The sequence below is a fragment of the Streptomyces sp. NBC_00440 genome (assembly GCF_036014215.1).
Taxonomy (GTDB): domain Bacteria; phylum Actinomycetota; class Actinomycetes; order Streptomycetales; family Streptomycetaceae; genus Streptomyces.
On sequence record NZ_CP107921.1, the window covers coordinates 244,393 to 260,160 of the forward strand.

Sequence of the window (15,768 nt, forward strand, 5' to 3'; positions counted from 1 at the left end):
TCCGTGGAACAGCCGGACGGGGTCCCGGTGGACCACCGGGACCCCGTCCGATCGCACTGTGCCACCTGTGAGTGGTCGCTACCCGTTCAGCAGGCTGTCCAGCACCTCGGCCAGCCCGGCGACCGCGGGCGGGCGCAGCATGGTGTGGTGATTGCCCGCCACCGCCCGGGCGGTGGCCTCCCCGGTGGTGAACCGACGCCAGCCGGAGAGCCGTTCCGCTGCCGCCCCGGCGTCCCCGGCCACCATGAGGGCCAACGGGCCGTCATAGCGGGCTGGTTGCCATACGGCGGCGGCCGAGACCATCGCGCCGAAGACTCCCAGCCGGGCGGCCACCTCGGGCATCGTCTCCTCCGCCACCAGCCCGGCCGAGCGGATCGCGGACAGCACGGCCCGGCGCCGGTCGGCCGGGTCGAGCTTCCTCACCTGCTCGGCATCGAGCGGTGGTGCCGCACGACCGGTCAGGCCCGCCAGGTCCCTCAGGAACAGCCACAGCAGGTCGGCCTGGTCCGGCGGAGAGGGAAGCCTCGGTGGCGTCGACGGGTCGAGCAGGACCAGCGCGGCGACCTCGTCACCCGCCGCCCTGAGCTGGGCGGCCATCTCGTGGGCGACCGCCGCGCCGGTCGACCAACCACCCAGCCGGTAGGGGCCGTTCGGCTGCTCGGCGCGTATCTGCGCCAGATAGTGCGCGGCAAGAGCGGGTACCGAGGCAAGCTCCGGACCGTCGGGTGCCAGCCCTTCCGCGTCCAGGGCGAAGAACGGCCCGGGCCGGGTGAGGGTGGCGGCGAGGGCCGCGTAGGGAGCGGCGGAACCGTTGCTGGCGTGTACGCAGAAGAAGGGCGGCAGATCGCCGTCCGCGCGCAGCGCCACCAGCGCGGCGGCCCCTCGGCCCGGCACCGCCGTGGCCCCGGAGGGCTCCGCACCGCCCAGTTCCCGGGCCAGGGCCCGGATGGTGCGGTGGGTGTAGATCGACCGGGGCGTCAGCGCGATTCCGTCGCGCCGGGCCCGGGCCACCAGTTGCAGGGCGAGGATGGAGTCGCCGCCGAGCTCGAAGAAGTCGTCGGTCACCCCGAGCTCGGTCGTATCGAAGACCTCCGACCACCGGACCGCGAGCCGTCCTTCGAGCTCCGTGGCTGCCGCCACCCGGTCGCTCCCGGGACGGCCGGGCAGCCCGGCCGTCCGCAGTGCCACCCGGTCGATCTTGCCGCCCGCAGTGCGCGGCAGGGCGCCGTGGACCACCGCGAGCCCCGGGCGCAGCGCGTCGGGCAGCCCGGTCAGGCCGTCGAGTACCTCGTCGGGCGTCAGGCCGACGCCCTCGCGGGGCGTCACATGGGCCACCAGCTGCACGCCACCGCGGTGTGTGGAGTGTGCGACCACCGCGGCCTCGGCCAGCCGCCCGTCCGCGTACAGCGCGGCCTCGATCTCGCCGGGCTCCACCCGTACGCCGTTCACCTGGACCTGGTCGTCGGTGCGGCCGAGGAATTCCAGCGCTCCGTCGGGCAGCAGCCGGGCCAGGTCCCCGGTCCGGTACATCCGGGCGCCCGGGACCCCGGAGTACGGGTCGGGCAGGAACGCTTCAGCGGTGCGGGCCGGCCGGCCGTGGTAGCCGCGGGCGGGCGCCTCCCCGCCGATGAACATCTCGCCGACACAGCCGGGCGGGACGGGGGCGAGGTTCTCACCGAGCAGGTGGACCGAGACGTTGCTGATCGGCCGTCCGATCGGCACGGTGGCCGGCCGGCCGGGCTGCCCGGATACCTCCGGGCCGGCCCGGTGGAAGGTGGCGTCGATCGTTGCCTCCGCCGGTCCGTACTGGTTGATCACCTCGCATCGGAGCTGGTTGCGGAGCTCCGCCAGCAGCGGTGCGGGGAACGCCTCGCCGCCCACGAGCAGCAGCCGCAGGTCGTTGCCTTCGGCAAGCGCGGGGTCGGTCAGCAGCCCGCCCAGCAGAGAGGGTACGAGGTGTGCGACCGTCGTCCGGGTGCTGCGCAGGAGCTCGGCGAGGCTGACGCCGGTTTCCGTGAGGTCGGGGGCCTCGACCAGGCAGGCGCCGGCCAGCAGCGGTCCGAACACTTCCCAGACGGCGAAGTCGAACACGGGTGAGGCCAGGGCGAGAAGCCGGTCATCGGGCCCCAGCGGGTAGGTCCGCTGCGCCCACTCGACACGGTTGGCCAGTGCGCGGTGCGAGACCGCGACCGGCTTCGGGCGGCCGGTGCTGCCCGAGGTGAACACCAGATAGGCCAGGTGCTCGGGGTGCGGATCGGCATCCGGGCCCGGTGCGCCGGAACCGCGCAGCTCGTCCGGCGTCCGGCAGGGCACGCCCTCCGGCACGGCTCCCGCGATCCGGCCGGGGTCGGCGGCGACGATCAGCCCGGCCCCGGCGTCCACCAGCATGTCCCGCAGCCGCTCGGCCGGCTGGTCCGGGTCGCAGACCACGAACGGCACACCGGCCAGCAGACAGCCGACGGCAGCGGTGACCAGTGCGACACCGCGCGGCAGCAACAGGGCGACAGCCGGCTCCCCGCCGGTCCCGGGGGCGGCCGGCTCCGGGCGGGCCGCGGCGCCGAAGGCCCGTGCGGCATCGAGCAGTTGCCGGTGGCTGATGGACCCGTCGGACGCCTCGACTGCCGTACGGTCGCCGGACGCCGCGAGCGCGGCAGCCAGCCCGGCCACCGGACTGCCTGCGGCCGGCGCCGTTTTCGCGCCGTGCGCGGTGGCGGTGAGGCGGAGCCGTTCGGCGTACGACAGCAGCGGGTCCGCCGTGTGCGGCAGCTCCGGCGCCGCGATGAGCGCGTCGAGCGCCGAGCGGTACCTGTCGACCATCGCCTCGATGAACTCCGGGCGGTGGAGCGACGGGTCGAAGGCGATGGACAGCTCGATCCCGCCGCCGACCGGGTCCTGGATGAAGTCCGTCATCAGCGGCAGGTTGGTGTCCCCGTGGAACACGGCGTCCAGCACCTCCACCCCGCTGCGGGTGGACAGTTCGCCGTAGCGGTGGAAGTGCACGTAGTTGAAGGCGGCCTCGAACAGCGAGTCCGCCGCCCGGGCCTGGCGGATCCGGCTCATCGGGTACCACCTGTGCGGGAGCATCGCCCGCTCCTCCGCGAAGACGTGCCCGATGAGATCGAGCCAGCTGCCCCCGGGCAGCGCGGTCCGCAGCGGCAAGGTGTTGAGGAAGAGCCCGAGCATCGCATCGGAGTCCTCCTCGTCCTCGGGGCGGCCGTTGGTGACGAGACCGGTGACCACGTCGTCGCGTCCGGTCATCACCGCAAGCACCTTGAGGTGGACGGCCAGCAGTACGTTCTTGACCGGCACGCCTGCCTGCCCGGCGACGCGCTGCACTGCCTCGCAGGTCTCCGGCGCGAGCTGGGTGCCCAGCCGCTGCTCGCCGACGCCGTCGGCCAGGCCGCTGCCGCCGAGCCGGCCGGTCGGCAGATCCTCCGTCCGACGAGCCCACCAGTCGCCGTCCGGTCCTTCGAGTGCCGCCTGTTCCAGGGCGAGGAAGCGGCCGTAGGTGGCTGCGGGGGCCGGCCGCGGTGCGGGCGCGGCCGGATCCGCCGCGTGCTGGTAGCAGTCCATCAGCTCGGTCAGCAGGACGGTGACGCTCCAGCCGTCGAGCACCGCGTGGTGCACGGCGAGGGTCAGCTGGAACTCGTCCTCGCCGAGCAGATGGACGACGAAGCGCACCAACGGGGCCTGCTCCAGGACGAACGGGGTCGCCCGCTCGTGCTCGACGTCGGCGTCCACCCGCGAACGCTGCCGGCCGGTGGGGACATCGCGCAGGTCGACCATGCGCAGCGGGGCCGGGACACTCCGGTGCACCAGCTGGAGCGGCCCCGCGGGGTGCGCCAGGTCGATGGAAACCCGCAGCATGGCATGGCGGCGGCAGAGTTCGGCGACGGCCGCCTCGAAGGCCGGCACATCGAGCGCCGAGCGCAGCCGCAGCGTGGTGACGTCGTGGTAGAGCAGCCGTTCACCGCGCTCGAAGGCGGTGTGGAAGAGCATGCCCGCCTGGAGGCTGGACAGCGGCCAGGCGTTCTCCACCTCGTCCGGCAGCCCGGCGCGCACGCCATCGGGCAGCAGCGGTTCCGTCGCTGTCGGGGTCGGCTCGCCGTCCTCGACAGCGGTCGCCAGCGGGGCGAGCGCCGCGATGGTGGGATGCCGCATCAGGTCGGTGACCTGGATGAGCACTCCGCGCCTGCGGGCCTGCAGGCGCACCTGGACCACCCGGATGGAATCGCCGCCGAGGTCGAAGAAGTTGTCCTCGACACCCACCCGTTCGCACCCCAGCACCTGCTGCCAGGCCTCGGCGAGTACCTGCTCGACCGGCGTGCGCGGCGCGACGTACACGGCCGCGGCGCGGATCGGCGCGAGCTTTCGGAGAGCGGCGTGGTCGACCTTGCCGTTGGGCAGGGTCGGCAGCTCGGGCAGTGCGTCTATCGCGGGCAGCATGTAGGCCGGGAGCGCGGACTGGGCCGCCGCCCGCACCGAGTCGGCGGTGGCCGGGGCGCGCAGCACCACATAGGCCGCGAGCCGGGTCGAGCCCGCCTCGTCGGTACGGTCGACCACGGCCGCCGCTGTGACTCCGGGCTGGGCTGCCAACCGGCTCTCGATCTCCTCCAGTTCGACCCGGAAGCCGCGGATCTTGACCTGGCGGTCGGTACGGCCGAGGAACTCCAGCACCCCGTCGGACCGGTAGCGCACCAGGTCGCCCGAGCGGTAGACGCGGGACCCCGGCTCGGCGGTGAACGGGTCGTCGAGGAAGCGCTCGGCGGTGAGTTCGGGGCTGCCGACATAGCCGACCGCCACGCTCGGGCCACCGATCCAGAGTTCACCGCGGGCGCCGTAGGGCACCTGCGCGCCGTCCGGTCCGACCACATGGAGCCGGACGCCGGGCCGGGGGCGGCCGATGGGCACCCGCTCGGAGCGCTCCGGGGTCACCTGCTGGACCGTGCACCAGACGGTGGCCTCGGTCGGCCCGTACTCGTTGAACAGCAGCACACTGGGCAGCACTTCGTGGTGACGGTCCGCCAGCGCCGCCGGACACTCCTCGCCCGCGACCAGGGCGCGCCGCAGCCGTACCCCTTCGCGGGCGGACAGCTCCTCGATCAGCGGGCGGTACAGCGTGGGCACACAGAGCAGATCGGTCACCCCGTGGTCGACGGCCAGCCCGGCCAGTGCGGCCGGGTCGCCCGACTCCTTGTCGCCGGGCACCACGAGACAGCCGCCCGCGGCCAGCGCGCCGAACAGCACGGCGACGGAACTGTCGAAGGCGATCGTGGGGATCAGCAGTGCGGCGCTTTCCGGCTCGGGCCGGTAGACGCTGAGCCGCGCACGGGTCGAGTGGGCCAGATTGCGGTGGGTGATCTCGACGCCCTTGGGGCGTCCGGTGGAACCCGAAGTGAAGATCACGTAGGCGGGACGGTCCGGCGTGACCGGCACCGTGTTCCCGTCCGCGGGGGTGGTCCACGCCGCGGCAGGGGCCACCACCGGAATTCCGGGGCCGGCGCCTGCCAGGGCCTTCTGTCCGGTCTCGTCGGCCAGCAGTACGGTGACCCCGGCGTCCGCGACCATGCCGGCCAGGCGTTCGGCCGGATTGCGGCTGTCCAGCGGCACATAGGCGGCGCCGCAGCGCAGGATCGCGAGCACGGCCACGGGGGTCAGCACACCGCGGTCGAGGCAGAGCGCGACCCGGTCACCCGGCGCGCAGCCTGCCGCGCGCAGTGCGGTGGCCAGCGAGTCGGCCGCCGCGTCGAGTCCGGCGTAGTCGAGCCGGCCGTCGTGGGACACCACCGCGGGGGCCTCGGGGCGGGCGAGGACGTGTTCGCGGATCAGGTGGAGCACGGTCCTGTCGGAGTCCGGCAGTGTCTCGCCGGTGCCGTGCCGCCGGCACAGCTCGGCGTCCCGCTCGGTGCTCAGTGCCAAGTCGCCGAGCGGGATCGCCTGTTCGGCGCAGAACTGCGCCAGCGCGGCGGCCGTCCGGGCCGCGATCAGTTCGGCGGACTGCGGCTCGCACCGGGCGGCGTCGTAGTCGAGGCGCAGTTCGAGCCGGTCCGGCGAGTGCCGGACCACCAGGAGCCGCAGATCGTGGCGGTCCGCCCGGTCGGTCACGGCCAGGCCGCGCACCGTGCCGTCCGCGACCAGCGCGGAGATGTCCAGATGACCGGCCGAGAAGCGGCAGTACGGCTCGTTGTCGCCGGTTGCGGCGGCGTCCCAGCGGAAGACGTCGGCGTCCTCGGTGGCCTGCCGGATCGCGGCGTCCACCGCCCGGGCCAGCGAGGAGGTGTCCGCGCCGTCCGGGAACGCGATCGGCACGGTGCGGTCGTACGGGCCGGGGGCGCCCTGGAGCTCGGGGGCGGCACGGCCGTTCACGGTCACCCCGAGCGCCGGCGGCTCCCCGTTCCCGCCGCCGCCGAGCGCCACGCCCCAGGCGGCAGTGGTCAGCGCGCCTTCGGTGACACCGAGTTCGGCGGCCCGTACGGCGATCTGCCGGGAGAGGCCCGGGGCCAGGACGAGCGCGGTGGTCTCCGGACGGTAGTCCGTCGGGGCGGCCGGGCGGAGCGGCAGGTCGGGCTCGGCCGCCTCGGCCGCCAGCACCCGGCGCCAGCGGTCCTGCGCGGCTGTGGTCTCCGGTTCGTCGAGCAGCTGGTGGAACCACTCGGCGACGTCGGCGTACTGGACGGGCTCCTCCTCGTCGTCCCCGGCCGCACGGCCGAGAGCAGCGGAGAGCAGCCCCACCAGGGTGGCCAGGTCGGCCGCCGCCGGATCGGCGGCAAGGGTGAGCCGGCGGGTCCCGTCGGCGGATTCGCCGATGCCGAACCGGACCGGGAGACCGCTGCCCGCGGCGTCGGCGTCGCCGATCCCCGGCTCGTCCGCGATGACCTGCACCGGGACGCCGACGCCTGAGGCCGCCACCACCTGGGTGCGCAGGACCTCGTGCCGGGCCGTCGCGGAGAGCAGGGCCTGACGCAGCCGCTCCGGGTCGGCGCTGCCCGGAAGCTCCGCTTCGAGCCGCACGACGAAGGGGGCGGCGCCGGTGAGCGCCGACCTGAGCCGGTGCAGGTGGTGCTGGGCCGGGGAGACCCGGAAGCCCGCGATGTCGTCACTCATCACGCCTCCTCACCGTCGGCCGCGACGGCAGGACCGGACTGGGTGGCGTCCTCGCCGCTGACGGGATCGGTCATCGCGACCACGATCTTGCGGTCGCCCTCGTAGGGCCGGCGGGCGTGCGCCATCGACATGTTGTCCAGCATCATCACGTCGCCCACCTCCCAGCGGAAGGCGATCTCCCCGGCGCGGTACGCCTCGTTGATGGCCTGGACGTCCTCGTCGGCGATCGGCGAGCCGTCGCCGTGGGTGGTGGTGGTCGGCAGTCCGTCCTCGCCCAGTGCTTCGACGAGCGCCTCCCTCATCTGCGGGTCGCGGCTCGATATGTGGAAGAACCCGGCGTGGTTGAACCAGAGCTTCTCGCCGGTCACCGGGTGGGTGCGTACGGCCGGGCGGATCTGCACGGTGCGCAGGCGGTCGCCCTCCAGCCACTCGGTGACCGTGCCGTTGGCCGCGGCGTACCGGTCGACGTCCGCACGGGAGTCGGTCTGGTAGCCCTCCTGCCAGGTGAGGCCGAAACCGCTGTTGTAGTTGCGCACATAGCGCACGCCGAGCCGCTCCAGCCGCTCCCGGACGGCGACCGGTATCCGCTCGATGACCTTGCGGTTGTCGATGATCGGGGTCTCGCCTCCGACGGGCGGAGCGATCAGGCAGCAGAAGAACAGCTTCTGCGGCCAGGTCGACCAGTAGGTGCCCTCGTTGTGCGGCTCGATCCGCTCGGCCGCGGGGTAGGTGGTGGACAGGTAGACGTTCTGGCTCACTTCGTCCCGGGGCGTCGAGCGGTCCCGGTACTGCAGCGGCTCACCGTCGGAGACCGCCGCCACGAACCGCTGGAAGCCCGGGGCGTCCGCCACCGGCCAGCCGCGGAACAGCAGCGCGCGATGTTCCAGCAGAGCGTCAGCCACCCACTCCTTGCTCGCGGCGGCCCAGGTCGCCAGGTCGGTGCCCGGCTCCTTCGGGCGTACCACCATCGGCGGGTTCCCGTCGGCGGTCAGCGGCTCGATCGTGACGGCGTCGGGTCCGGCGGCGGACCGCAATGCCCTGCGGACCGTCCCGACGCGTGAGAACTGCGCGCTCATGACTCATCTCCTTGCTTGACGTGGCCGTGCTGGCCGGGGGCGTCGGCCTGGGTGGCCGGCCGGGAAGGGGCGCGACGGGAGACCGATCGGAGCCCGCGCCTGGGCCGCCGGGGTACGGGGGTGGAAGCTGCGGCGAGCAGTTCGCTCAGGGGGGTCCCGGGGGCCGGCGCGGCTGTCAGGACCGCGAGGAAACCGTCGGCCACCCGCTGCGGCAGTTCCTCGCCCAGAACATCCGGGGCGGAGTCCCACCAGCAGACGAACTCGTCACCGGTGTCGGTCACATCCAGCGCCAGCCGGAACTTGCTGGTCGCGGGGGGCTGGGGCACCGGCTCCACGGCCGTGCCGCCGGGACCCGAGCCTGCCATCGGGGTGTTCTGCAGCACGAACCAGGCGTGGAAGGGGTCCCGGCGGCGGTCGGCGGCGTCCGCCGACACCGAGCCGTGCTCCAGCGCGGCCACCAGGTGGTCCCGGACTTCCCTGACCGCGTCGGCGAAGGTCACCGCCCGGTCGGCCGAGGGCAGCACGGCGGTGCGGATGAAGCAGCCGATCACGCCCTCGTCGGCCTCGGTGCGCCCGGCGGTCGGGAAGCCGAGCACCGGGGCCTCGACCCCCACCGCCGACAGGGCCAGCTGGAAGGCAGTGGCCAGATGGGCGAAGGGCGTCACGCCGAGCTCGCGGCAGGACGCCAGCACCCCGGCGCGCACCTCGGTGGGCAGGGTCATGGTGCGCCGGCTCGCCCGGAACGGGCCGCGCTCGGGAGCGCCGGGCAGGGCGGGCAGCGGCGCGGTGGCCCGGTACCGGTCCAGATGCTGCCGCCACCAGTCCAGATCGGCCGCCGCCTCCCCGGACTCCAGCCGGGCCCGCGAGCGGGCGGCCGCCTCGCGGTAGCCGACGGCCGGGAGCGGACGGGCGTCGTCGGATGCGTACGCCGCCGAGAGCTCGTCCAGCAGCACGCCCAGCGACCAGCCGTCGCAGATCAGGTGGTGGACCACCATCACCAGGATGTGTTCCTGCTCTCCCGGCACCAGAGCGGCACGCAGCAGCGGTGGCTGCTCCAGGTCGAAGGGGCGGGCCAGTTCCCGCTCGTACAGATCGGCGACGAACGCCTCGCGGTCCGCACCCGCCGGCGGGTACAGCACGATCAGCGGTGCCGGTCCGGGGTCGGCCGGCCGCATCCGGATGCCGTCGGTGGTGTCGGCGAAGCCGACCCGCAGCGCCTCCTGCCGGGCGATGACCCGGGTGAACGCCTGCCGCAGCCGGTCCGGGTCGAGTGCGCCGCGCAGCCGCAGCACGGCTCCGATGTGGAAGGCGGCGGTACCGGGCGTCAGTTGCTCGGCCAGGTAGATGCCTTCCTGCTCGGTGGAGAGCGGGGACGGTGTGGCCGGGTCGGTCAGCAGCCGGCCGGCCGGTGCCTCCGGACCGTCGGCCGCGGACAGGGCGGCCTCGATCCGCCGGGCCACCGCGGCCGGAGTCGGCTCCTCGAACAGCGCCCGCAGCGGCAGCTCGACGCCGAAGCGCCGGGCCAGCCGGTTGTTGACGCGCACGGCCGAGAGCGAGTTGCCGCCGATCTCGAAGAAGACGTCGTCGACGCCGGCCGATGGCAGCCCGAGCACCTCGCACCAGACCTGGCAGACCTCCTTCTCCAGCAAGGTCTCGGCGAGCCGCGAGGTGGGCGACTGCCGGCTCGGTCCGGGCAGCGCCGCCCGGTCGGTCTTGCCGTTCGCGGTGAGCGGGATCTCCGCGATCGTCACCAGGTGCGCGGGAACCATGTACTCCGGCAGCCGGGTGCGCAGGAACTCCCGCAGCTCGGTGTCGCTCGGCCCCTCGGTGCCGGGCAGCGGCACCGGATAGCCGATCAGCTCCGTTCCGCCGTCGGGCGCGGCGGCGGAAACCACCACCGCACCGGCCAGCGCCGGGTGCCGGGCGAGCACCGTCTGCACCTCGCCCGGCTCGACCCGGAAGCCGCGGATCTGCACCTGGTGGTCGGCGCGGCCGAGGTAGTACAGCTCGCCGTCGCCGTCGTACCGGGCCAGGTCGCCCGAGCGGTACAGCCGGGCATCGGGACTCGGGTCGAACGGGTCGGAGACGAAACGCTCAGCGGTCCGCTCGGGCAGGTTGACGTACTGCACGGCCAGTCCCGGGCCGCCGACGCAGATCTCCCCGGGCACACCGATCGGCACCAGCGCACCGTCCGGGTCCAGCAGCCGGATCCGCAGGTCGGGAAGGGCCGTCCCGACGGGCGTGCCGACCGCGGGGCGGACGTCGGCGGCCGTCATCCGGCGGTACGTCACATGCACGGTGGTCTCGGTGATCCCGTACATGTTGACGATCGAGGGCCGCTGGTCACCGTGGCGGTCGAACCACGGGACGAGGGTGCCGACGTCCAGGTTCTCGCCGGCCAGCACGACCGAGCGCAGCGAGAGCGGGCCGGCTGCCGACCGCGCTTCGGCCTCGATCAGCGAGTGGAAGGACGACGGGGTCTGGTTGAGGACCGTGACGCGGCGTTCGGCCAGCAGCCGCACCAGGGCGTCGGGGTCGCGGCTGGTCCAGTAGTCCACCGTGACCAGGGCTGCACCGTGGCTGAGAGCACCGAAGATCTCCCACACCGAGACGTCGAAGGCGTGCGAGAAGAACTGCGCGAACACGTCATCGGGGCCGAACTCGAACGACCGGTCCGAGACCCTCAGCAGACGTACCACGTTGTGGTGCGTCACCTCGACGCCCTTGGGGCGCCCGGTCGAGCCGGAGGTGTAGATGACGTACGCGGGACTCCCCGGGTCCACCGGGTACGGGGTGAAGTCCACGGTCGCGGACCGCACTTCGGGTCCGTCGACGAGTACCGTCGGGGCGTCGCCGGGAGGCTGCCGGTCCGCCAGGGACCGCTGGGTCAGCACCAGCCGTACACCGCTGTCGTCGACGGCGAGGCCGAGCCGTTCGGCCGGGTGCGTCGGGTCGAGCGGGACGTAGGCGGCGCCCGTCTTCAGTACGCCGAAGATCGCGGCGATCAGGTCCGCACCGCGTTCGAGCAGGACGCCGATCCGGTCGCCGGGCACCGCCCCCTGCGTGACGAGGGCGGCCGCGATGCGGTCCGATGCCCGGTCGAGCTCCCGGTAGGACCAGGTCGTCCCGCCGTCGATCACCGCCGGACGGTCCGGTCCTTCGGCCATCGCTGTGGTGAACAGGTCGACCAGTGACGCGTCCGCCGGCAGCTGTCCGGTGCCGGTGTTCCATTCCTCGGTCAGCAGCCGGTGCACCTCGTCCGGCACCCGCACCAGTTCGGACAGCCGCTGGTCCGGTGCGTCCACGGCGCGGCGCAGCACTTCCAGGAAGTGGTCCCCGAGCCGCGCCACGGTGTCCGGCAGGAACAGCTCCTTGTCGTACTCGAACCAGCCCGCCAGGCCGTCCTCGTGCTCCTGGAGGTGCAGGGCGAGGTCGAACTGGGCGATCCCCGGGTCGAGGTCGACCGGCGACAGCTCCAGGCCGGCCAGCCGCACGTCCTCGTTCATCCGGTTCTCCAGGGTGAACAGCACCTGGGCGAGCGGGTTGCGGTCCAACTGCTGTCCTGCTCCGGACAGTTGGACGACCTGGTCGAAGGGAACGTCCGGGTTGCTGAGGGCCTTGAGGGCGCTGTCGCGTACCCGGTCGACCAGGTCGACAGCGGTGCGGGCGCCCTCGAACCGGGCACGCACCACGACGGTGTTCACCAGATAGCCGACGATGCCTTCGAGTTCGGCCCGGTCGCGGCCGGCCACCGGGGTCGCCACCAGCAGGTCCTGGCTGCCGGTGTGGGCGTGCAGGACGGCGGAGAACAGGGCCAGCAGCGTGGTGAACGGGGTCGTGCCCCGCGAAGCGCCCAGCGCGGTCAGGCGCCGGGTGAGGTCCGCGGACACCTCGATCCGGTGGCGGCGGCCGCGGCGGCGCTGGACGGCCGGGCGCGGCCGGTCGAGCGGCAGGGGCAGCGCGGCCGGGGCGTCGGTGAGGTACTCCGTCCAGAACGCGGTCTGCTCGGCGAGGTGGTCGCCCGTCACCAGTACGCGCTGCCACGCGGCGTGGTCGGCCGCCTGGAAGGGGGCGGGCGGCAGCTGCGGAGCCCGTCCGCTGGTGAACGCGTCGTACAGCTCCACGAGTTCGCGGGTCAGCACGAGGAAGGACCAGCCGTCGGTGACCAGGTGGTGCATGGTCACCACCAGCAGGTGCCGCTCGGGTGCGAGCCGGATCAGCGCCGCTCGCAGCAGCGGACCGGCCAGCAGGTCGAACGGGCGCCGGAGTTCGGTCAGTGCCATCTCCCGCGCCTCGGCCCCGGCGTCTCCGGTGGCGCCGCTCGGCAGCAGCAGGGGCACCGTGACCTCGTACGGTTCGTCGACGATCTGCACCGGTGCGTCGTCGTGCATCCCCATCCGGGTGCGCAGGGCCTCGTGGCGGGCGACCAGCGCGGTGAAGGTCCGCTCCAGTGCCGCCTGGTCGAGCACGCCCTCCAGCATCAGGGTCTGCGGCACGTTGTAGGCGCTGCCTCCGGGCTCCAGCTGCTCGATGAACCAGAGCCGTTCCTGTGCGGGCGAGAGGGCCAGCGCGCCGGAGCGGTCAGCCTGCCGGACCGGCAGGTCGGGCCGGGACGCGCCACGCAGAGCCTCGGCGGCGACCGCGACCGCCAGCCCGCGCGGGGTCGGATGGTCGAAGATCAGCTGCAGCGGGAGCCTGACCTTGACCAACTGGGATATCCGGGACAGCAGTTGGACGGCGACCAGGGACTGGCCCCCCTGGTCGAAGAAGTTGTCCTCCGGACCCGGGTCGGCGCCGAGCAGCACCTCGGCCCAGGCCCGGTCGACCGCGGCCCTAACGGCGTCGGTGTTCACGGTGCCGGCATCGTCCATGTCGTTCACGGCCACCGCGACGGGCTCGGGCTGCGGTGCCGCGTCCGCGCCGCCGGCCCGGGGCTGCGGCGCGTCGATCCAGTGGCGGCGGCGCTGGAACGGGTATCCGGGCAGTGGCACCCGACGGCCGGGCGCGCCGTTCACGGCGGTGAGGTCCACCGGGACACCCGCGTCCCGGAGCAGGCCTGCTGCCTCAAGGACCGCGCGGCGCTCGTCGCCGCCGGGCCTGGGGAGGGTACTGGCGACGACATGCCCGGCGTTGAGGTCCAGGCCGAGCCGGGCCAGTGCTCCGAGCGACTGTCCAGGCCCGGCCTCCAGCAGGACGGCCCGGGGCCCGGCGGCGGTCAGCAGGGCCTGGTGCCAGCGCACCGGCGCCACCAGCTGGCCGGCCCAGTAGCCGGGGTCGGTCGCCTGTTCCGCGGTGATCAGGGCGCCGGTGACGGAGGAGACGTACGGCAGGAGCGGAGGGTTCAGCCGCACCTGCGCGACGGCCCGCCGGAACGGTTCCACCGCGCCTGCGACGAGCGGCGAGTGAAATGCGTGCGAGGTGTGCAGGGCGGTGACCCGCACGCCGTCGGCCGAGAGTTCGGCCCTGAGCGCTTCCAGCTCCGCGTGCGGGCCGGCGACCGTGCACTGCTTCGGTGCGTTGACGGCCGCGATCACGGAGCCCTTCGGCAGCCGTCGGCGCAGTTCGTCCTCGGCCAGCGCGGCCGACAGCATGCCGCCGGCCGGCTGGTCCGCGAGCAGCCGGCCGCGCAGGGCGACCAGGTGGACGGCGTCCGGGAGGCTGAGCACACCGGCGATGCAGGCGGCGGCGTACTCGCCGATGCTGTGACCCACCATCAGATCCGGCTGCACGCCCCAGCTCTGCCACAGCCGCGCCAGTGCGTACTCCACGGTGAACAGGGCCGGCTGGGTGTACTCGGTGCGCTCCAGCCGCGCCGCCGCCTCCGCCACCCGGGCGGGGTCGGTTCCGGGGAAGAGCAGCTCGCGCAGGTCCTGGCCGAGCTCGGTCCTGAGCAGTCCGGCGCACTCGTCGACCGCCTCGCGCACCACGGGCTGGGTGCGGTAGAGCGACTCGGCCATCCCGGGGTGCTGGGCGCCCTGGCCGGGGAACATCATCACCAGCGGTCGCGCTGCCGTGCCCCCGGCCGGTGGTGCGGCCGGCGTACGCAGGGCCGCGGCGGCCTCCGCGGCGGTGGCGGCGACCACGTGGGTCCGGGAGTCGAACTCCGCACGGCCGGTGATCAGGGTGTGCGCGACGTCCGCCACCGGCAGGTCGGCGCCGGCCCGCTCCAGGTGGCCGGCGAGCCGCTCAGCCGCCTGCGCGACGGCGGCGTCGGTACGCGCCGACAACGGCAGCACCAGCGGCAGCACGTCCGTGCCGGCCCCCGGGCGGTCCGGCTGCTCCGGTGCCTGCTCCAGGACGAGGTGCGCGTTGGTGCCGCCGATCCCCAGGGAGCTGACGCCCGCGCGCCGGGGCCCGGTGTCCACCGGCCAGTCGATCGCCTCGGAGTTGACGAAGAACCGGTTGCCGTCCGAGCTCAGCGCCAGGCCCGGCCGCCGGAAGTTCAGGGTCGGCGGCACCGTGCCGTGCTTGACCGCGAGGGCCGTCTTGATCAGACCGGCCACCCCGGAGGCCGCGTCGAGGTGCCCGATCGAGGCCTTGACCGAGCCCAGCGCGCAGCGGCCGGGAACGCCGTCGAATGCCTGGCGGAGCGCCTCGGCCTCGACCATGTCTCCGAGGGTGGTTCCGGTGCCGTGGGCCTCGATGAATCCGATCGAGGCCGGCTCGACCTCGGCGAGTTGGTGCGCCAGGGCGATCACCTCGGCCTGTGCGCCCACTGAGGGCGCGGTGAAGCCCGCCTTGGCCGAACCGTCGTTGTTGACCGCCCAGCCGCGGATCACGGCGTGCACGGTGTCCCCGTCGGCGAGCGCGTCCTCAAGCCGCTTGAGGACCACGACCGCGGCTCCGCTCCCCCGCACGGTGCCGTTGGCGTCGGCGTCGAAGGGCCGGCAGACGCCGTCCGGTGAGGCGATGCCGCTCTCCTGGTAGAGGTAGCCGGTGCGGTGCGGTACGACGACCGCGGACCCGCCCGCCAGGGCCAGGTCGCACTGGTAGTCCAGCAGGCTCTGGCAGGCCATGGCGGTCGCGACGAGCGAGGTGGAGCAGGCCGTCTGCACCGTGATGCTCGGACCGGAGAGGCCGAGCTTGTAGGAGGTGCGGGGGGCCAGGTAGTCCTTGTCGTTGCCGAGGATCACCGAGTACTCGTGCGCCGGGTCGCGGAGCCACTCCTGCGGCGCCAGGTTGTACAGCAGGTAGCCGTTGGCGCCGGTGCCGCCGAATACGGCGGCCGGGAGCCCGGCGCCGGCCCGGTTCCCGGAGTCCTCCAGGGCGTGCCAGGCACACTCCAGGAAGAGCCGTTGCTGCGGGTCCATCAACTGGGCCTCGCGGGGCGTCAGGCCGAAGAACTGCGCGTCGAACTCCTCGATCCCTTCGAGCGCGCCGGTGGCCCGCACATAGGCCGGGTCGGTGCGAACCTGGGGCGGCACTCCGGCCGCGTCGAGATCCTGGTCCGTCGGGGCGACGGTGCCGCTGAGGCCGGCCAGCAGGTTCGCCCAGAAAGCCTGGACGTCGGCGGCGCCGGGAAACCGTCCCGACATTCCGACGATGGCGATGGCGTTGGTGTTGACATTGGATTCGTCCATGCCCTCGT

Annotated in this window: 3 protein-coding genes; all 3 read right to left on the reverse strand. The window is 73.7% G+C overall.

Annotation, left to right across the window (positions count from 1 at the left end; all coding sequences use genetic code 11):
* Positions 1–78: 78 nt before the first annotated feature.
* The 3 genes from OHB13_RS01165 to OHB13_RS01175 are packed head-to-tail and all read right to left on the reverse strand — an operon-like array spanning position 79 to position 15,760.
* Complete coding sequence (locus OHB13_RS01165) at positions 79–7,104, reverse strand: non-ribosomal peptide synthetase (protein ID WP_328374879.1); 7,026 nt, start codon at positions 7,102–7,104, stop codon at positions 79–81.
* A complete protein-coding gene (locus OHB13_RS01170) occupies positions 7,104–8,180 on the reverse strand; it encodes a TauD/TfdA family dioxygenase (protein WP_328374880.1) in 1,077 nt (358 codons plus the stop codon). Before OHB13_RS01170 ends, OHB13_RS01165 begins: the two co-directional genes overlap by 1 nt.
* A complete protein-coding gene (locus tag OHB13_RS01175) occupies positions 8,177–15,760 on the reverse strand; it encodes a non-ribosomal peptide synthetase/type I polyketide synthase (RefSeq protein ID WP_328374882.1) in 7,584 nt (2,527 codons plus the stop codon). Before OHB13_RS01175 ends, OHB13_RS01170 begins: the two co-directional genes overlap by 4 nt.
* Between the last annotated feature and the right edge of the window lie 8 nt (positions 15,761–15,768).

Coding starts and splice junctions, on each gene's coding strand:
- OHB13_RS01165 (WP_328374879.1), bottom strand. CDS start 7,104: ATGAGTGACGACATCGCGGGCTTCCGGGTCTCCCCGGCCCAGCACCAC.
- OHB13_RS01170 (WP_328374880.1), bottom strand. CDS start 8,180: ATGAGCGCGCAGTTCTCACGCGTCGGGACGGTCCGCAGGGCATTGCGG.
- OHB13_RS01175 (WP_328374882.1), bottom strand. CDS start 15,760: ATGGACGAATCCAATGTCAACACCAACGCCATCGCCATCGTCGGAATG.